This window comes from Streptacidiphilus sp. P02-A3a (assembly GCF_014084105.1).
Classification (GTDB): Bacteria; Actinomycetota; Actinomycetes; order Streptomycetales; family Streptomycetaceae; genus Streptacidiphilus.
The window spans coordinates 2,106,243-2,124,253 of record NZ_CP048289.1; the positions used below are offsets into that span (position 1 = coordinate 2,106,243).

An 18,011-nucleotide genomic window follows, 5' to 3' on the forward strand; every position below is an offset into this window, starting at 1 on the left:
TCTGTCGATCTTACTGCCAGGTGTCGGCGGTGACGTCGGGGCCACCGGTACCGGGGGTGCGCCCGGGGCCGGGGCGCCTGCCCAGGTCACGGCGGTACGGGTGGGACAGCTGGGATGCGGCCGGGTCGGCGGCCGCCGGGGCCGCCGTCGCCCCGGTGTACTCCAATCGGGGGAGCGCGCGGACCCGGCCGCCGTCCCCGGGATCCGCGCGCCGCTACGCCGATCAGGGCGATTCCCGGTCGTACCGCCATCAAAGGTTCGATCAACGGGTAAAGCGCGTTGCCGACCGGCCGGGCCGGTTCAGCCCGCGGCGCCCAGCGCCGCCAGCTCCCGCTCGACCGAGCGCCGGTGCTCCTCGGCGTCGGCCCGGGCCCGCTTCGGGCTCCAGCGGCCGCTCATCAGGAACACGAACGGCAGGAACAGCACCTGCCCGGCCAGGCACACCCACCACCAGGTCTGCCAGTCGCCCGGATTGTCCTTGGCCGCCCGCTGCACCTGGGTCCCGTACTGCCGCAGCACCGCCAGCTGCGGCTGCGCCTGCCGCACCGTCCGCAGCCCGGGCAGTCCGACCTGTTGCGCCGCCTGCGCCAGCAGCGCCGGCGGGACCGCCGTCGGCGGGTACGCCGCCAGCTCGGCGAACAGCGCCGGGTGGGCGGCGACGACCGCCAGCGCGGGCCCGGCCGTCCGCTCCGCCGCCGCCACCTGCGTACCGTGATCCACCAGCGGCGTCACCGAGGTCACCACGATCGGGACGAACGCGGCGGAGACCGCCACCACGATCCGGACGATCCAGCCCCACACCGCGAGACCGGTCGCGGTCGCGGCCGGGTTGTGCCGCTCCACGGTCTCGGTGAAGCTCGCCATCCACGGCGCGTAGGCGAAGCCGCTGAACACCCCGATCCCGACGAACAGCCAGGCGAAGGTGTAGTACCCGGTGGCCGGGCGGGTGGCGTCCAGGGTGAAGAACAGGGTGCAGACGGCGCTGCCGACCGCGCCGGCCACCATGAACGGCTTGCGCACCCGCAGCCGGTCCGAGGCCAGTCCGGCGACCACCAGTGCCACCGCGTTGGCTGCCCAGTACCAGTTGGCCAGCGCGTTCGCCCGCTGCTCGGTGTAGCCGAAGGCGGTCGCGAAGTAGACCACGAAGTTGCCGACCGCGGCGAAGTACAGCAGCAGGTAGACGCTGATCGCGAAGGCCGAGCCGAGCACGTCCGGCCGCAGCATCTGCCGCCAGCCGCCGCGTGCGTGACCCGACCCGTCGATGCCCTTGGCGCGGGCCTCGACCAGCGCCCGGTCGCGCAGGCTGACCATGATCTGGTCCCGCAGCCGGGGCGCCAGCTCGCGCAGCGCGACCAGCGCGAGCAGGAAGACCAGCAGCGCCGAGAGACCGGCGTAGCGCAGTTCGTCCTGCCAGCTCGACGTGGCGAGGGTGTGGCTGGTGACGGTGGTGACCACCAGGCTGCCCAGCACCGGGCCCATGGTCCAGGAGCCCATGGCGGTGGCCCGGCCCAGCTGCGGCGAGAAGTCCCGGATCAGCGCCGGGGTGGCCACCAGCACCATGCCCTCGATGAAGCCGACCACCGCGAACAGCGCCAGGTAGCTGCCCTGGTTCGGCGCGTTCGGCAGCCCGAACAGCACCAGCAGGCCGGTCACCAGCAGCCCGTAGACCACCAGGTTGGCCCGGCCCCAGCGGTCCGCGAGACCGGCCACCAGCGAGGCGAAGGCACCGACGGCGTTGCCGACCACGGAGACGGCCACGAAGTAGCGGTAGGTCATCCCGTAGTGGGTGATGATCGAGGTCGCCACCGCGTACTGGATGTACAGCGCGTAGTACAGCACGACCGTGGTCAGCACCACGATCGCCAGGTACGCGTAGCGGCGCCCGCGCTCGGGGTAGGCGTCGAGGTCGCGCCGCCACAGGCGGCCGACGACGGCACCGGGGCGGGGCGCGGATCTGCCGGACGGGTCGTCGGCGGTGAGCGGGGTACTGGTCATGCTGCTCCTCTGGGCACCGGTTTCGGATGGACGGCGCGGTCGGGCCGGAGCAGGGGGCCTCCCGGCGGCGAGGGCGTGAGGGGAGGGTAGTACCGACCAGTCGGTACGGCCTAGACACGTGCAGGGGTTCCGTGTACGCACCGACGAGTACGCCCCCGGTGAGCAGCGGCCCCGGGCACGGCAGCGGCCCCGGGCATGGCGGCGGCCCCGGAGCACCGCCCCGGGGCCGCCGTGGTGCGCTCGCCGCTACGCGGCGGGACCGGTCGGCACCACCGGTCGGCCGAAGGTGGACGCGGCCACCCCGGCGAAGGAGGCGTACCAGGCGATCAGGCCGGTCAGCAGGCCGAGCCAGCCGCCGACCTTGGTGATGGTGTCGTTCGCCGCGAAGGAGCCGACGGCCAGCACCACGAAGGTGACGGTCAGCGCGACGAACACGCCGAGCACCGCCTTGTTCACCCGCAGCGCGGCGATCGTCATGTAGAGCGTGAAGACCCCCCACAGCAGCAGGAACAGGCCCACGGCGTTGCCGGTGTTGGCCGCGCTGGAGCCGGTCAGGCCGGGCAGGGTGTCCTTGACCAGTCCGTAGTAGGCCAGCCAGAACGCGCCGAAGGAGCTGAAGGCGGTCGCTCCGAAGGTGTTGCCTCTACGGAACTCCCACATGCCGGCCAGGAGTTGGGCCAGTCCACCGTAGAACAGCGCCAGTGGCAGGACCACGGCTGAGGCTGACTTGTCGAGGAACCCGGCGTTGAACGAGCTGAGCACGAGCGTGGTCATGGCGAACGCGGCCAGACCCAGGGGGGCCGGGTCGGCGATCGCCGGTGCGGTGGGTGCGGGTGTGTGCGTCTCTGGCATGGAACGCCTCATCTCCGATGAGCGCCCGCGCACGGGGGAGCGCTCGCCGGGGGTGGTGCGCTCCGCCGGACGAGCAGACCCGAGGCAGGCACAAAAAGCTGACCCATCAAGTATGTGACTGTATGACAGATCCAGCACCGATTCGGCCAAGGCAATCGAGTGAACTTGGCGTGCGCATGGCCCCCGCTCGTCCCAGCCGTCACTCGGGCACCCCTACTGCCGTCAATGTTCGGACGCATGTGCGGAATGGGAACAGAGTGTCGAGAGAGGTCGCCTGCCCTCAGGCGAGGGTGCCGTCCAGTTGCGCGTAGGCGCGTTCGACGGCGCGGCCCAGAGCCGACGGGTCGAACGCCCAGTCGTCCGTCGCCGCCAGCGCCTCGCCGACCGGCACCCCGGCCGCCCGCAGCGCGGCGCAGCGGTCCGCCACCGCGCGGATCGCGTCCCGCTGGGCGCGGACGAAGGCGGCGTCCACCGGGTCGCCGTGGCCGGGGACGAGCACCGTGCCGGGGCCGGTGACGGCGAGCAGCGCGTCCAGCGTCGGCGCCCAGTCCAGCGGGAAGGAGTCCGGGCCGAAGGCGGGCTCGCCGGACTCCTCCACCAGGTCGCCTACCAGCAGCGTGTCGGACTCCGGCAGGTGCAGCACCAGGTCGCCGTCGGTGTGCCCGCGCCCCGGATGCAGCAGTCGGACCTCGCGGTCGCCCAGGTCCAGGGTGTGCGCGGTGCGGACGGTGTGCTCCGGGACGACCTCCACCAGTTCGGCCATCCGCGCGGCCCATTCCGGGCTCTCCGCGGCCAGCTCGGCCTTGAACGCGAGGTCGTCCGGCGCGCCGTCGCGGGAGGCCGCCATCGCCCGCGCGGCGGCGGCGTGCGCCCAGAACTGCGCGGGCGGGAGCTGCCGGGGCGCGGCGAACTCGGCGTTGCCCCAGACGTGGTCGAAGTGGGCGTGCGTGTTCACCACCCAGCGCACCGGCGCGGCCGACAACTGCCGCAGGTGCTCCCGTAGTTCGCGCCCCTCGGCGAGGCTGCAGCGGGTGTCCACCACGGCGGTGCCGTCCGCCCCGACGATCGCGCACACGGTCACGTCCACCGGTTGGTAGCGCCGCTGGAACACCCCGTCGGCGATCTCGCGCCAGCCGTCCGCGGCCCTGTCCGGCATCCCGCCACCCCTGTCGGCCCGCCCCGGCGCTGGTCGGCGGTGCCGGGGGCGGCGGGGAGTCTCCATACTTGGGGTGACACTACCGCCGAAGGGACACACCATGCTCGACCAGGTTCTCGTACAGCGCGCGGACCACGAGGCCGCGGAGGGCAACCACGCGGCCGCCCTGGAGTTGTACGCGCGGGCGTGGGACAGCAGGCACGACGAGGTCGCCGACAAGCTGCTCGACCTGGTCGAGGAGTGGGAGGACGTCGAGGCCGCGTTGGAGATCCTGCAGAAGACGGCGGACGGCGGCGCGGTGGCGGCCTACGAGGCGCTGGCCGTGCTGCTGCTGGAACTCGACGAGCCGGAGGAGGCGCTGGAGGCGCTGGACGCGGCCGGTCGCGGCGGACGCGACGTCGCCCTGTGGACGGCGGCGGTGCTGGCCGACGAGATGGGCGACCGCGAGCGCGGTGAGGAGTGGTACCGCCGGGCCATCGCCACCGGCGACACCGAGGCGCTGAACGACTTCGGCGTGTTCCTCAGCGAGGACCCGAGCCGGCTGGCCGAGGCGGAGGAGGTGCTGCTGCTGGCGGTGGAGCGCGGCGACCTGATGGCGCTGGGCAACCTGGGCCGGATGCACCTGGAGTCCGACCGGCCCGAGCGCGCGCTGCCGTGGCTGGTGCGCGGGCTGGACGCGGGCGTGCGCTCGGTGCTGGTGCCGATGGCCGAGTGCGAGCAGCTGCTGGGCCGGGTGGACGACGCCCGCGAGCACCTCGGCGACGCGCTCGCCGACGGGGTCGAGGGGGCGCGGCTGGCCTGGGCCAACTTCTGCGCCGAGCACGGCACCCCGCAGGAGCAGGCCACCGCCGAGGCCGAGTTCCGCCGGGCGCTGGCGGAGCAGGAGCCGGGCGCCCACTTCGACTTCGCGCTGTACCTGGCCGACCGGGACCGCTTCGACGAGGCGGTGGCCGAGTACCAGGCCGCCGCCGCCGACGGCGAGTCCAACGCCTGGCTGAACCTGGCGCTGATCCACGAGGACCGCAAGGACCGCCGGTCCGCCGAGGAGTGCTACCGCAGCGGTGTCGAGGCGGGCGACCTACAGGCGCTGCTCGCCTACGCGGAGTTCCTGCGGCAGTGGGGACGGCAGCGGGACATCGCCGAACTGGTGGGCCAGGCCGAGCAGTTGGGCGCGGACGAGGACGAGCTGGCGGAGCTGCGGGGGCTCACCGGCCGCGGCTGAGCGGTGCGCGGGGGCGGACCGGGCCCGGTCCGCCCCCGCGACCAGCCGGTCAGCCCTGCGGGTACAGGCGACCGGCGAAGCGGCGGGCGAAGCCGTCGCCGGTGTTGGCGGTGACCGTGTAGTCGTACCGGCCCGCCGAGGTGGCGTTCAGGGTGGTGCTGTAGCTGCCCCCGGCGGCGACCGTGACCGTGCCGGCCGAGCCGCCGCCGGCGAGGTAGGCGGCGTTGGCGTTGATGGTGAACACGGCGGGCACGGTGCCCGCGTTGGTGACGGTCAGCGCCAGGGTGGCGCCGTCCTGGTTGTCGACCACGTAGGCCTCGGGGTGGGCCAGGCTGGTGTTGGACCAGGTGAGCACGTTGCCCTGGAAGCCGCGCAGGTAGCCGTCCGGGCCGTGCAGGTCGATGTCGTAGGGGCCGCCGCCGTAGGTCTTGGCGGAGAAGTAGTCCGAGATGGTGCCGCCCGCGGCACAGGTGTAGGGCCAGGCGTCGTAGGTGCGGTCGTTGACGGTGTACGCGGTGAACGCGCCGCCCTGCGAACCGGCGGAGACGGTCTGGAACCAGATCCGGCCGGTCGAGGTGACCGTCCAGGAGGTGGTGTTGAAGACGTAGCCGACCGGCTGGGCCGGGCGGTCGCCGGACTCCTGCGCGGGCAGCGCCCCGGCCGAGGGGATCTTCGGCGCGGGCAGCGACTCCTCGTTGTTGGCGGCGGTGACCAGCGCGGCGGTGTTCGGCAGGTTGGTCGGGAAGGCGACCGGGCTGTTGCCGAAGTTGAAGGCGTTGGTGAGGTTGCCGCTGACCTCGCGGCGCCAGGCGGAGATGTTGCCGCACTGGACGCCGGTGACCAGCTCGGCGAACTGCAGCGGGGAGGTGTGGTCGAAGGTCTGCGAGCAGACCCGGCCGCCGGTGGACCAGGGCGAGATGACGGTCATCGGGACCCGCGGGCCCATGCCGATCGGCAGGCCGGAGACGTACTCGGCGGCGGTGCCGGAGGGCGCGGTGGGCGGGGCGACGTGGTCGAAGAAGCCGTCGTTCTCGTCGAAGTTGTAGAAGACGACGGTGGAGTCCCAGGTGGCCTGGTCGCCGGCGATGGCCGAGAGCACGCCGCTGACGAAGTTGGCGCCGTCGGCCGGGCGGTTCGCCGGGTGCTCGCACTGGGCGGTCGGGGCGACGATCCAGGAGACGGTGGGGAAGGTCCCGGCCGCGATGTCGGCGGTGATCGCCGCGTTGATGCTGCTCACCCGGGCCATGCCGTTGGTGTACAGCGGGGAGGAGGTCGACGCGTCCTTGAACTGGGTGAACCAGGCCAGCGGGTTGTCGTCGAAGTTGTCCGCCTCCTGGTAGACCCGCCAGCTGACGCCCGCGTCCTGGAGCATCTCCGGGTAGGTGGTCCAGGAGTAGCCGCTCTCGCTGTTGTCGGTGACCGGGCCGCCGCCGGTGCCGTTCGGGTCGATCATGCCGGTCCACTGGTACAGCCGGTTCGGGTTGGTCGGCCCCTGGACCGAGCAGAAGTACTGGTCGCAGATGGTGAACGCGTCGGCCAGGGCGTAGTGGAACGGCAGGTCGGCGCGGTTGTAGTAGCCCATGGTGTACCCGGTCTTCTCCGGGATCCAGTTGTTGTTCAGACCGCCGTTCCAGGCGCCGTGGGTGCCGGACCAGGAGTGGTCGAGGTCCTCGACCTGCTGGGCGTCGGTGAGCGCGGTGTTGAGGTGCCAGGGCAGCAGGGTGGTGCCGCCGCCGGCCGAGCCCTTGGTGTTCTGGTTCCACACGTTGGAGCCCTTGGGGAAGCGCAGCAGCGAGGTGTCGCCGTAGCCGCGCACGCCCTGGAGGGTGCCGTAGTAGTGGTCGAACGAACGGTTCTCCTGCATCAGGATCACCACGTGCTTGACGGAGGAGAGCGATCCGCTGCCGGTGCTGGCCGCCATGGCCCTGCGCACGTTGAAGGGCAGCCCGCCCAGTGCGGTGCCCGCGCCGATCGCGGCGGCCGAGCCGAGCAGTGTCCTGCGGGAGATCGGGGACATCGGGGAGACCTTTCTGCAGTGCCGCGCGGGCCCGCGCCCGGATGGCGGGGGTCCAGGGGACGCGCGGCGCCCATGGGTCGGAACTATGGAGAAAGGTGCTCCAGAAGTCAGCCACTTGTCTGGACATCTTTGTTGTCCGGAACATGAACCATGGCCGACGGAACGGTTCGCCGAGGCGGGTTCCTGGGCTCTGCCGCAACAAATCCGGTCATCCTCATTGTGCTTGGGTGACAAAGACCTTACCTTCCAGTAACCACGATGTTCCCGCCCAGTAACATCTCGCTGGAGGCTGCCCCATGCCCAGACGCATTACCCTCCTCTCGCTGGTCACAGCGTTGATCTGTGCACTGATCGGCTTCGGGCCCGCCGTCGGTGGCGCCTTCGCGGCGACGGTGGGCACCACCGGTCCGACCTTCCTGGACATCCCCGGAGCCGACGGGACGCCGCTCAGTGCCAACGTCGACCAGCCGACGACGCCGGGACTGCACCCGGTGATTGTGTTCATCTCCAGTTGGTCTTTGAACGACGTCGAGTACATCGCGCAGGAGACGGCGCTCGCCGCGCGCGGCTACGTGGTGGTGTCCTACACCCCCGAGGGCTTCCTCGACTCCGGCGGCCAGATCCACGTCGCGAGCCCGCAGGACGTCGCCGACGCCTCCGCCGTCATCGACTGGACGCTGGCCGACACCAGCGCCGATCCGGCGCGCATCGGCTTCGCCGGGGTCTCCTACGGCGCGGGCCTGTCACTGCTCGCCGCCGCGCACGACCCCCGGATCAGGGCCGTCGCCGCGATGAGCGCCTGGACCGACCTCACCTACTCGCTCTACGGCAACCAGACCCGGCACCTGCTCGCCGCCGACCTGCTCGGCTTCCTCGGGCAGCTCACCGGCCGCCCCGACGCCCAGCTGACGCAGGCGCTGAACGACCTCAGCGGCAACACGGACATCCCCTGGGTCGAGTCCTGGGCCGCCGCCCGCTCACCCGCCACCTACCTCAGCCAGTTGGACGCCAACCACCCGGCCGTCTACATCGCCAACGCCTTCGGGGACAGCTTCTTCGCGCCGGACCAGGTCGTCTCCTTCTTCAACCAGTACACCGGCCCGAAGCGGCTCGACCTCGCCCCCGGCGACCACGCCACCGTCGAGCTCACCGGCCTGGCCGGGCTGCCGAACACGGTCTGGAGCAACGTCGGCGACTGGTTCGACACCTACCTGAACGGCGCCGGCACCGCCAGTACCGGCGTCGACCTCACCGCCGTCGGCTCCAGCACCCAGCAGCACTACGCCGACTGGGCGGCCACCGCCACCGGCAGCGACACCGTCAACCTGTCCGCCACCACCATCAGTTCGGGTTACTACACGGTCGCCAACGCCGGAGTCCCGTTCCTCACCAACGGCCTCACCCAGCTCAGCGGTTCACCCGCGTCGATCTGGCTGCCGCTGGTGGACCGCTCGGACGCGGCCGTCTGGCAGGGTCCGACGCTGGCCTCCGGGGCAGCCGTCCGGGGCATCCCGCAGGCGCGGTTCACGGTCACCCCCAGCGCCGGCAGCGGCACCCTGGTCGCCTACCTCTACGACGTCAACTGGCTCGGCAGCGCGAGCTTCGTCACCCACGTGCCCTACACCTACCTGAACGCCACCCCCGGCGTCCCGCTGCAGGTCTCGCTGGACCTCAACGCCATCGACTACAACGTCCCCGCCGGGGACCACCTGGCGCTGGTCGTCGGCACCAAGGACCTGCTCTACGCGGACGCCGACCAGACCGGCTCCACCGACGCCTTCGGCGGCGGCACGCTCACCGTGCCCGTCGGCTGACGGTCGCCGCACGGACCGCTGGGCCCGGGCCGACTCCCTCGCATCCAGGAGTCCGCCCGGGCCCAGCGGTCACGCCGTGCTCGGCGGCCGTGCTCGGCGGCCGTCGTCAGAACGTCCTCAGAACTCGCCGCGCAGCTTCGCCAGCGCCTCGTTCAGCAGGATCTCGCCGTCCTCGTCGCTGCGCCGCTCGCGCACGTACGCCAGGTGCGTCTTGTAGGGGGCGGTGCTCGCGGCGGCCGGGGGGTTCTCCTGGTCCGGACCGGCGGGCAGGCCGCACTTGGGGCAGTCCCAGGTCTCCGGGATGGCCGCCTCGCTGGAGAAGCTGGGCCTGATGTGGTGCCCGTTGCCGCACCAGAACGACACCACGGTGCGCGCCGCGAGCTCGCCCCGCTCGGTCTCGCCCATGGGGCCCGCGCCGATCCTGCTTCCGCGAATGCCGCTTCGTCCCTGTGCCACGGTGGTCACTCCCCTGCTCGATGTCTCGCTGCCCGGTCCGCGGCGAGCCGCCAGTGTACGTTCCCGGCCGCCCGCCCGCGGACAGCGGGTCCGGCGGATCCGGCCGGAGCGGGACATTCCCGCCATGGCGTGTGCTGCGGACCGCTGCTCGGATTATCGCCCCGAACCCCTGGCCGCAGACAGTGCGCCTACCCCCGGCCCGGGCCGCCGCGGGGCGTTCCGGCTGGTCCCGTGGCCGGATTCGATAGCCGAAAGTGGCCGCCGGACCATGCCCGAAGGCGTGACCGCCCGCCCCGCTGTCCCGCTACTTCAGCAGCCGGGACATGCGCCGGTCCGCCAGCACCCGGCCGCCGGTCTGGCAGGTGGGGCAGTACTGCATCGAGGAGTCGCTGAAGGACACCTCGCGGATGGTGTCCCCGCAGACCGGGCAGGGCTCGCCGGTCCGCCCGTGCACCCGCAGCCCGCTCTTCTTCTCCGCCTTGAGCTCCCGCAGCGGCAGCCCCCGGGACCGCTCGACCGCCGCCGTCAGCGTCTCGCCGATCGCCGCGTACAGCCGGTCCGTCTCCGCCGCCGAGAGCGAGGCGGCCGGTTTGAACGGGGACATCCGGGCCACGTGCAGGATCTCGTCGGAGTAGGCGTTGCCGATCCCGGCCAGCACCGCCTGGTCCCGCAGCACGCCCTTGATCCGGCGCCGCTCCCCGGCCAGCAGCGCGGCCAGCGCCGCCGGGGTGAAGTCCGCGGCCAGCGGGTCGGGACCCAGCCGGGCCACCCCCGGTACCTGCTCCGGGTCGCGCACCAGGTACACCGCGAGGTGCTTCTGGGTGCCCGCCTCGGTCACGTCGAAGCCCGCCCGGCCGGGACCGGCGAGCCGTACCCGGAGCGCCAGCGGCCCCTTGCCGGGGCGCGGCGGCGCCTCGGGCAGCTCGTCCTGCCAGCGGATCCAGCCCGCCCGGGCCAGGTGGACCAGCAGATGCAGCTCCCCGGCCCGCAGGTCGAGGAACTTGCCGTGCCGGGCCACGCCGTCGAAGGCCAGCCCCTCCAGCGCGGTGATCGGCGGGTCGTAGGTCTTCAGCGCGGCCACCGCGAGCGGGTACACCCGGTCGACGGTCCGGCCGGTCAGCCGCTCGGCCAGGAACCGGCACAGCGACTCGACCTCCGGCAGTTCGGGCATACCCCCAGTCTGCCCCGCCGGGCCCGGTCCGGCCCGGGGACCACCCGGTCCGCTGCGCCGGACGGGTGCCCGGCGGCCGTCGCTTCACCTGGGCGCGACCTGTGCGTGATCTTGGTGCGCAAAGATGTCCGATTATCTCTGCTAGCACGAACGGTCCACGGTGTTCCAGCAGTTCATGCGCAAACGACGTACGGCGGGCATATCGCTCGCGGGCTCCCTTTCCCTCGGTCTCTGCCTCACCGCCCTCAGCGGCTGCGGGCTGACCCCGCAGAAGACACTCACCGCCGCCCAGTTGAAGAGCGAGCTGCTGACCGCCCCGGTCGGCTCCAAACCGGCCCCCGGGGGCACCCTGTCCCCGAACGGCATCCTCAACGCGAGCCAGTTCGTCGACGGGAACTTCGTCAGGGCGGACCGGTCCGACGTCACCGACGACCTCGCCGGGGAGGACTTCAAGTACGCGGCGGAGGCCAACTGGGAAGCGGCGAACGGCACCCAGGCCGATGTCTTCCTGCTTCAGTTCGGCGACTCCGACGGCGCGCAGGGCTACGTCAGCGACGTCTCCGAGTCCACCTCCCAGGACCGGACCCCGATCGAACCGCTGACCACGGTCCCGGGGGTGTCCGGGAGCGAGGCCTGGACCGCCGGGGCCATCGACACCTACGGCAACATCAGCCAGATCTCCTGGACCGCCGTCGGCAACGTCGTGGTCGAGACGCACCTCTACAGCCCCGGCCGGGCCGACGACGCCGAGTTCGACCAGCTCGTCCGCGCCCAGACGGCGCGGGTCACCGGGGGCGTCGACACACCCTCGCCGCTGCCCGCCCCCACCGGCAGCGCACCCGCACCGGCGGCCAGTGGCCCGGCCCGGGCCACCGCGGCCGACCAGCACCGGCTCCTGGGCGACCTGGTCCCGCTGCCCGGCGGCGCCCAGCCGTGGCCGGTCACCAGCCAGGACGGCCCGACCGGGATCCAGACGCTGCCCCAGTTCGTGAACTCCCTGGTCGACGCCTCGTACGCGAAGCAGGCCAGCACGGAGGAGACCGACCGGGGCTTCCAGTACGCGGTCCGGGAGAACTGGAACGCGTCCGACGGCACCGCGGCCGACGTCTACCTGGTCCAGTTCGCCTCCGCGACCGGGGCGCAGAGCTTCGTCCTCGAATACCAGGGCGGATCCGGGAACGACGTCGGCGCCGCGGACAGCTACACCGTCCCCGGCGGCGGTGACGCCATGGCGTTCCAGCACAGCGCGCTCGACAGCAACGGAGACATCTTCACCGAGGGCTACGCCGTGGTCGGCGACATCGCCATCGACCTCAGCTTCTGGACACCGGCCAAGGCCGACCGGGCGGCCGTCGCCGCGCTGGTCCGGAAGCAGTACGCCAGGCTGCTGGCGGACGCCACGGTGGCGGCCGCGCAGCGGGGCGCGCCCCCGCTGCCGACCCCGGACCGCTGACGCCCCCGCTGGTGGATCAACCAGTCCGCGGGGGAGCCGCTGGTGTGCGGCACCACTCGTTCGGACCGACCCGCGTTGCTTCAATCGCCCTGGACGACTTTTCGAGGGCGATGGAGCGACGTGGATCTGAACACGGTGGTGGAGATGTGCGACGCTCGCCGTCGCGATACCTGGCGGCCGGGTGACGCCTGGCTGGGCGGCGGCACCTACCTGTTCTCGGAGCCGCAGCCGCACCTGCGCAGGCTGATCGACCTCAGCCGGACGGGCTGGCAGCCGCTGACGGTGACGGCCGACGGAAGCCTGGAGATCGCCGCGACCTGCACCATCGCCGAGCTCTCCGGCTTCCCGAAACCGGCGCACTGGGTCGCCGGGCCGCTGTTCACGCAGTGCTGCCGGGCCTTCCTCGCGTCCTGGAAGATCTGGAACATGGCCACCGTCGGCGGCAACCTGTGCAACGGGCTGCCCGCGGGGCCGATGATCTCGCTGACCGCGGCGCTGGACGGGGTCTGCCTGCTGCGCTCCCAGAGCGGCGCGCTGCGCCGGGTCCCGGTCGCGGACTTCGTCGTCGGCGCCGGGGTCAAGGTACTCGAACCCGGTGAGCTGCTCCGCTCGGTCACCCTGCCGGCCCGCGCGCTCGGCAGGCGTACCGCGTTCCGGCAGGCCTCGCTCTACGGACTCGGCCGATCCGGGGCCCTGGTGATCGGCACGCTCGACCCGGCCGACGGGGCCCTGGCGATCACCGTCACCGCCTCGACCGTGCGGCCGATCCGGCTGCGCTTCCCGCTGCCGCCGAACGCGGAGGCCCTGCGGGAGGCGGTGGAGTACGCGATCGCACCGGAGGAGTACTACGACGACATCCACGGACTCCCGGCCTGGCGAAGGCACATGACCTTCCGCTTCGCCGAGGAGATCCGCCGGGAACTGACCGAGGGGAGCGGACGATGACCTTCGAGATCCGCGTCAACGACCAGGACTTCGACACCGAGCCCCGACCCGGGCAGTGCCTGCGCACCTACCTGCGCGACCGGGGCTGGTTCGGGGTGAAGAAGGGCTGCGACGCGGGCGACTGCGGCGCCTGCACGGTCCAGGTCGACGGGAAGCCGGTGCACAGCTGCGTCTACCCGGCCCGGCGCGCCGAGGGCCGCTCGGTGACCACGGTCGAGGGGCTGGCCAAGGACGGCGAGCTGCACCCGATGCAGCAGCGGTTCCTGGACGCCCAGGGCTTCCAGTGCGGCTTCTGCACCGCCGGGTTCCTGATGACCACCTCGGCCCTCGACCAGGAGCAACTCACGGACCTGCCGCGGTCGTTGAAGGGAAACCTGTGCCGCTGCACCGGCTACCGGGCGATCGAGGACGCCATCCGCGGGGTCAGGCACACCGAACAGCCCGGCGCCGGGCGGGCCGTCGGCCGCAACCTGGGCGCCCCGGCCGGGCCGCAGGTGGTCACCGGCACCGCCCGCTACACCTTCGACGTCGAGGTCGAGGGGCTGCTGCAGATGAAGCTGCTGCGCTCGCCGCACCCGCACGCCCGGATCGTCTCGATCGACACCTCGGCCGCGCTGCGGGTGCCCGGGGTGCACGCGGTGTTCACCCACCACGACGCGCCGGACAAGCTGTACTCCTCCGCCCGGCACGAGCACCCCACCGAGGACCCGGACGACACCCGGGTGCTGGACGACGTGGTCCGCTTCGTCGGGCAGCGGGTGGCGGCCGTGGTGGCCGACAGCGAGGGCGCCGCCGAGGAGGGCTGCCGCCGGATCGTCGTCGAGTACCAGGAGCTCCCGCACGTCGTGGACCCGGAACTGGCCATGCTGCCCGGCGCGCCGGTGATTCACCCGAAGGGGCCCCAGTCGCGCATCTTCCGGGCCGAGGACAACGTCTGCGGCGAGGTGCACGGCGAACTGGGCAGCGTCGAACGGGGCTTCGCCGAGGCCGACGTCGTCTACGAGGAGACCTTCCGGACCCAGCGGGTGCAGCACGCGAGCCTGGAGACGCACGGCTGCGTCGCCTGGTTCGAGGTGAACGAGGAGACCGGCGCGGAACGGATCGCGGTCCGCTCGTCCACGCAGGTGCCGTTCCTGACCCGGCGGGCCCTGTGCGCGCTGTACGACCTGCCGGAGGACCAGGTCAGGGTGGTCGCGGGCCGGGTCGGCGGCGGGTTCGGCGGCAAGCAGGAGATGCTGACCGAGGACATCGTGGTGCTGGCCGCGTTGAAGCTGCGCCGCCCGGTGAAGCTGGAGTTCACCCGCGCCGAGCAGTTCTACGGCGCGACCACCCGCCACCCGTTCAAGGTCACGGTGAAGGTCGGCGCGCGGAGCGACGGCACCCTGACCGCGCTGCGGTTCCGGGTGGTCGCCAACACCGGCGCCTACGGCAACCACGGCCCGGCGGTGATGTTCCACAGCGTGGGCGAGTCGATGGGCGTGTACCGGGCGCCGAACAAGAAGGTCGACGCCTACTCCGTCTACACCAACTGCGTTCCCGCCGGGGCGTTCCGCGGCTACGGGCTGGGCCAGGTGACCTTCGCCCTGGAGTCGGCGATGGACGAGCTGGCCCGGCGCCTCGGCATCGATCCGCTGGTCCTGCGCGAGAAGAACGTGATCGGCCCGGGCGAGCGGATGGAGGGCCCCTGCGGCGAGGAGGAGGACCTGCACATCGCCAGCTACGGCCTCGACCAGTGCCTCCAGGTGGTGCGCGACGCCCTCGCCGACGACCGCAGTGCCGAACAGGCGCCCGCGGGCTGGCTGGTCGGCCAGGGCTTCGCCATGTCCGCGATCGCCACCGGACCGCCCGGCGGCCACTTCGCCGACGCGACGGTGAAGCTGCTGGAGGACGGCACGTACGACATCGCCGTCGGCACGGCGGAGTTCGGCAACGGCACCACCACCGTGCACAAGCAGATCACCGCCGGGGCGCTCGGCACCACCGTGGACCGGATCGCGATCCGGCAGTCCGACACCGATGTGGTCCGGCACGACACCGGCGCCTTCGGCTCGGCCGGGACGGTGGTCGCCGGCAAGGCGGTGATGAAGGCCGCCAACGCGCTCGCCGAGCAGATCCTCTCGTTCACCGCCGAGTACGCCCGCACCCCGCGCGGCCTGCTGCGGCTCACCGCCGACGCGGTCGAGTGCGACGGGCGGCCGGTGTCCCTCAAGGAGGTCTTCGAGGCCGCGCGGGACCGGGCGGTCGACCTCACCGCCGACGGCCACTGGGGCGGCTCCCCGCGTTCGGTGGCCTTCAACTCGCAGTGGTTCCGGCTGGCGGTCGACCCCGACAGCGGCGAGATCAGGATCCTGCGCAGCGTCCACGGGGCCGACGCCGGAAAGGTGATGAACCCCATGCAGTGCCGCGGCCAGGTCGAGGGCGGCGTCGCCCAGGCCCTCGGCGCGACCCTCTTCGAACAGGTCCTGGTGGACGAACGCGGCGCGGTCACCACCGCCGCCTTCCGGCGCTACCGGCTGCCGGCCTACGCCGACGTGCCGCGCACCGAGGTCCACTTCACCGAGACCTCGGACTCCATCGGGCCGCTCGGCGCCAAGTCGATGAGCGAGAGCCCGTTCAACCCGGTCCCGCCCGCCTTCGCCAACGCCCTGCGCGACGCCACCGGAGTCCGCTTCACCGAGGCCCCCTTCCTCCGCGACCAGGTCTGGCAGGCGATCAGCGAGCACCGCGCGCGGACCCGTCCCGGCCCGAACCCTGTGTGAACGTCCAAAGCGAACCGCCCCCCTCCTCTCTCCGGCCCGATTGACTGGCTGATCAAACAAGAGGCGTTTACGCCGTCTGAGCTCGCATCTACGATGCGGGGACGTACCTTGCCCTCGCTTATGCGGTCGGATGTCGTGGTACGGAGTGCAAGGAGCGAGACATGATCGTCGGAGACCTGCTGCGACTGGAGGACCTGCATCTCGGCCTGGCCTGGGGCACGGCCGACCTGCTGGAGCGTCCGGTGAGCGGGGTGACCTCGACCGACCTGCAGGACCCGGCCCGTTACCTCCAGCCCGGCGAGCTGGTGCTCAGCGGCCTGGTCTGGTGGAAGCCGGAGTCCGGGGCGGAACGCGAGCCGGACGCCGCGCTGCGCTTCGCCACCTCGCTGCGCAGCGCGCGGGTCGCCGCGCTGCTGGCGGGGGAGGGCACCCACGGGCGGGTGCCGCCGAGCCTGGTGGACGCCTGCCGGACGCACGGCATCCCGCTGATCTCGATCCCGGCCGGGACCAGTTTCCGCGCCGTCACCGACCGGATCTACCTGCGGCTGTGGGGCGAGCTCAGCACCGGCTCGGCGCGCGCCGGGGCGCTGCCGGAGGCCGTCCGGCAGGAACTGGCGGCGCTGCTGGACACCGGCGCGCCGCTGGACCGGGTACTCGCGCTGGCCGTCGCCCGGCTCGGCCTGCCCCCCTGCGCGATCGTCTCCGCCACCGGCCGCCCGGTCGCCGGCTCGGCGGCGGCCGGGGACGGCGGGGCGCGGCCACCCGCCGCCGAGGGCGGGGTGCCGGTCGGGCCGCCGGAGGCCTCGCCGTTCGCCGGGTGGCGGCTGACCGGGGCGACGACCGCCGCCGCCCGGGCGCTCGCGGACCTGCTCGCGCCCCGCGCCCTCGCCGCCCGCTCCGAGGACAGCGCCCGCCGCCGCGCCGCCGCCGACCTGTTCGACCTGCTCGCCGCGCCCGGCACCGCCGACCACGGCGACGTCGTGCACGCTCTCGGCGGCTGCTCGCTGCCCGCCGAGGCGCCGCTGACCACGCTGTCCGCCAGGATCGAGCGGGCCCCGGCCGGGTGGGCGGTGGAGGCGCTGACCGAGCTGCTGCGGCTGGCCGGGGCCCGCTTCGCGGTCGGCAGCGACGAACGCGGCGAGGCCGCCGCCGTGGTCGCGGGCCAGGTCGGCGACCTGCGCCCGCTGCTGCCCGCACTCCAGGCCCTGCTCGGCCCCGGCCGGCAGCTGCGGATCGGCGTCGGCCCGGCCGCCGCCGCGACCGCCGCCGGGCTGCGCGGCTCGCTGGTCGGCGCCCGCTACGCGCTGGCCTCGGCCGCCCCGTACGCCGACGCGGCCCGGCTGGACTCGCTCGCCTCGCTGCTCGCGGGCATCCCGGCGGAGGTCACCGCCGCGTTCCACGAGCGGCTGCTCGGACGGCTGGTCTCCAACGACCGGGAGAACGGCGTGTCGCTGGTGGACACCCTGGCCGCCTTCCTGGCGCACGACGGCTCCTGGGCCCGCACCGCGAAGGCGCTGCACGTCCACGTGAACACGGTCCACTACCGGGTCCGCCGGATCGAGGAGCTGACCGGCCGCAGCCTGGTCCGCCTGGCCGACCAGGCCGACCTGCGCACCGCCCTGCTGTGCGCGCCACGCGGCGGCGCGGCCTGAGCGCGGTCGGAGCGCTGCCGGAGCCGGTTGCCGGGGTCACCCGACGGCGAGCGAGACCTCGGTGGCCTTGATCAGCGCCACCACCGGCGTCCCGGCGGTCAGTCCCAGGTCGGTGACGGCGTCCCTGGTGATCGCGGCGGTCAGCTCGCCGCCCGCGATGGCGACCTTCACCGTCGCCATCGCGCCGCCGGTGGCCACCGTCTCGACCGTGCCCGCGATCCGGTTCCTGATGCTCAGCTTGTCGACCGCGCCGGTGGCCAGCGACACGTCGGTGGACTTGACCATGGCCCGCACCGCGCTGCCCTCGGCCAGCCGCAGCTCCTGGACGGCCTCCAGGGTCACCGCCGAGGTGATGTCCTGACCGCCCGCCAACCGGGTCCGCACCGTGGCCATCACCTCGCCGGTGGTGACCGAGGTGACGGTACCGGGGAACTGGTTGCGGATGCTCAGGCTCATGGGGTGTCCACCTCGGGTGATCGGAGTTCGGGCGTCCGGAACTCCGGCGTCCGGTCGAACTCT

Annotated in this window: 14 protein-coding genes; 6 read left to right on the forward strand and 8 right to left on the reverse strand. The window is 72.8% G+C overall.

Translation table 11 applies throughout. The annotated features are described in order from the left end of the window. Window positions 1-10: 10 nt before the first annotated feature. The 4 genes from GXP74_RS09490 to GXP74_RS09505 form a co-directional block, all read right to left on the reverse strand. On the reverse strand, window positions 11-166 hold the full coding sequence (locus tag GXP74_RS09490) for a hypothetical protein (protein ID WP_182451022.1): 156 nt from the start codon (window positions 164-166) through the stop codon (window positions 11-13). A gap of 134 nt (window positions 167-300) precedes the next feature. Next, window positions 301-1,995: an MFS transporter gene (locus GXP74_RS09495; RefSeq protein ID WP_182451023.1), complete on the reverse strand. Its 1,695-nt coding sequence runs from the start codon at window positions 1,993-1,995 to the stop codon at window positions 301-303. 246 nt (window positions 1,996-2,241) lie between these two features. After that, window positions 2,242-2,847 carry an acetate uptake transporter gene (locus GXP74_RS09500; protein WP_225447818.1) on the reverse strand — a complete coding sequence of 202 codons (606 nt, stop codon included), beginning with the start codon at window positions 2,845-2,847 and terminating at the stop codon, window positions 2,242-2,244. 280 nt (window positions 2,848-3,127) lie between these two features. Continuing rightward, window positions 3,128-4,003 carry an MBL fold metallo-hydrolase gene (locus tag GXP74_RS09505; protein ID WP_182451027.1) on the reverse strand — a complete coding sequence of 292 codons (876 nt, stop codon included), beginning with the start codon at window positions 4,001-4,003 and terminating at the stop codon, window positions 3,128-3,130. 100 nt (window positions 4,004-4,103) lie between these two features. On the opposite strand from GXP74_RS09505, the gene GXP74_RS09510 reads away from it, so the two are divergent. After that, complete coding sequence (locus GXP74_RS09510) at window positions 4,104-5,225, forward strand: hypothetical protein (protein WP_182451029.1); 1,122 nt, start codon at window positions 4,104-4,106, stop codon at window positions 5,223-5,225. 49 nt (window positions 5,226-5,274) lie between these two features. Here GXP74_RS09510 and GXP74_RS09515 read toward each other — a convergent pair whose 3' ends face one another. Further along, window positions 5,275-7,242 (reverse strand): phosphocholine-specific phospholipase C, encoded by a 1,968-nt coding sequence (locus GXP74_RS09515; RefSeq protein WP_182451030.1) that lies wholly within the window; start codon window positions 7,240-7,242, stop codon window positions 5,275-5,277. A 296-nt stretch (window positions 7,243-7,538) separates the two neighbouring features. On the opposite strand from GXP74_RS09515, the gene GXP74_RS09520 reads away from it, so the two are divergent. Then, window positions 7,539-9,056 carry a CocE/NonD family hydrolase gene (locus GXP74_RS09520; RefSeq protein WP_182451031.1) on the forward strand — a complete coding sequence of 506 codons (1,518 nt, stop codon included), beginning with the start codon at window positions 7,539-7,541 and terminating at the stop codon, window positions 9,054-9,056. A 117-nt stretch (window positions 9,057-9,173) separates the two neighbouring features. Here the strand turns inward: GXP74_RS09520 and GXP74_RS09525 are convergent, their stop codons facing one another. Beyond that, complete coding sequence (locus GXP74_RS09525; protein WP_182442522.1) at window positions 9,174-9,512, reverse strand: RNA polymerase-binding protein RbpA; 339 nt, start codon at window positions 9,510-9,512, stop codon at window positions 9,174-9,176. A gap of 304 nt (window positions 9,513-9,816) precedes the next feature. Further along, the gene (locus tag GXP74_RS09530) at window positions 9,817-10,683 is read right to left on the reverse strand and encodes an Fpg/Nei family DNA glycosylase (RefSeq protein WP_182451033.1); all 867 of its coding nucleotides are present in this window, start codon (window positions 10,681-10,683) and stop codon (window positions 9,817-9,819) included. Window positions 10,684-10,858: 175 nt separating this feature from the next. Between GXP74_RS09530 and GXP74_RS09535 the strand changes: the two genes are divergently transcribed. The 4 genes from GXP74_RS09535 to GXP74_RS09550 all read left to right on the forward strand — a co-directional run bounded on the left by GXP74_RS09535 (window position 10,859) and on the right by GXP74_RS09550 (window position 17,492). Beyond that, window positions 10,859-12,136: a hypothetical protein gene (locus tag GXP74_RS09535; RefSeq protein ID WP_182451035.1), complete on the forward strand. Its 1,278-nt coding sequence runs from the start codon at window positions 10,859-10,861 to the stop codon at window positions 12,134-12,136. Between the two features lie 120 nt (window positions 12,137-12,256). Then, entirely contained in the window at window positions 12,257-13,081 is an 825-nt protein-coding gene (locus GXP74_RS09540) for a xanthine dehydrogenase family protein subunit M (protein ID WP_182451037.1), read from the forward strand. Next, window positions 13,078-15,840 carry a molybdopterin-dependent oxidoreductase gene (locus GXP74_RS09545; RefSeq protein ID WP_182451039.1) on the forward strand — a complete coding sequence of 921 codons (2,763 nt, stop codon included), beginning with the start codon at window positions 13,078-13,080 and terminating at the stop codon, window positions 15,838-15,840. Before GXP74_RS09540 ends, GXP74_RS09545 begins: the two co-directional genes overlap by 4 nt. 161 nt (window positions 15,841-16,001) lie before the next feature. Next, window positions 16,002-17,492, forward strand: coding sequence for a PucR family transcriptional regulator (locus GXP74_RS09550; protein ID WP_182451041.1), 1,491 nt, complete (start codon window positions 16,002-16,004; stop codon window positions 17,490-17,492). A 36-nt stretch (window positions 17,493-17,528) separates the two neighbouring features. Here the strand turns inward: GXP74_RS09550 and GXP74_RS09555 are convergent, their stop codons facing one another. After that, window positions 17,529-17,948: a molybdopterin-binding protein gene (locus tag GXP74_RS09555; RefSeq protein WP_182451043.1), complete on the reverse strand. Its 420-nt coding sequence runs from the start codon at window positions 17,946-17,948 to the stop codon at window positions 17,529-17,531. Window positions 17,949-18,011 lie beyond the last annotated feature (63 nt).

What these genes read in the sequence shown, in the direction of transcription:
- GXP74_RS09530 (WP_182451033.1), bottom strand. Translation starts at nt 10,683, where the DNA reads ATGCCCGAACTGCCGGAGGTCGAGTCGCTGTGCCGGTTCCTGGCCGAG.
- GXP74_RS09500 (WP_225447818.1), bottom strand. Translation starts at nt 2,847, where the DNA reads ATGCCAGAGACGCACACACCCGCACCCACCGCACCGGCGATCGCCGAC.
- GXP74_RS09515 (WP_182451030.1), bottom strand. Translation starts at nt 7,242, where the DNA reads ATGTCCCCGATCTCCCGCAGGACACTGCTCGGCTCGGCCGCCGCGATC.
- GXP74_RS09520 (WP_182451031.1), top strand. Translation starts at nt 7,539, where the DNA reads ATGCCCAGACGCATTACCCTCCTCTCGCTGGTCACAGCGTTGATCTGT.
- GXP74_RS09545 (WP_182451039.1), top strand. Translation starts at nt 13,078, where the DNA reads ATGACCTTCGAGATCCGCGTCAACGACCAGGACTTCGACACCGAGCCC.
- GXP74_RS09510 (WP_182451029.1), top strand. Translation starts at nt 4,104, where the DNA reads ATGCTCGACCAGGTTCTCGTACAGCGCGCGGACCACGAGGCCGCGGAG.
- GXP74_RS09505 (WP_182451027.1), bottom strand. Translation starts at nt 4,003, where the DNA reads ATGCCGGACAGGGCCGCGGACGGCTGGCGCGAGATCGCCGACGGGGTG.
- GXP74_RS09495 (WP_182451023.1), bottom strand. Translation starts at nt 1,995, where the DNA reads ATGACCAGTACCCCGCTCACCGCCGACGACCCGTCCGGCAGATCCGCG.
- GXP74_RS09535 (WP_182451035.1), top strand. Translation starts at nt 10,859, where the DNA reads ATGCGCAAACGACGTACGGCGGGCATATCGCTCGCGGGCTCCCTTTCC.
- GXP74_RS09555 (WP_182451043.1), bottom strand. Translation starts at nt 17,948, where the DNA reads ATGAGCCTGAGCATCCGCAACCAGTTCCCCGGTACCGTCACCTCGGTC.
- GXP74_RS09550 (WP_182451041.1), top strand. Translation starts at nt 16,002, where the DNA reads ATGATCGTCGGAGACCTGCTGCGACTGGAGGACCTGCATCTCGGCCTG.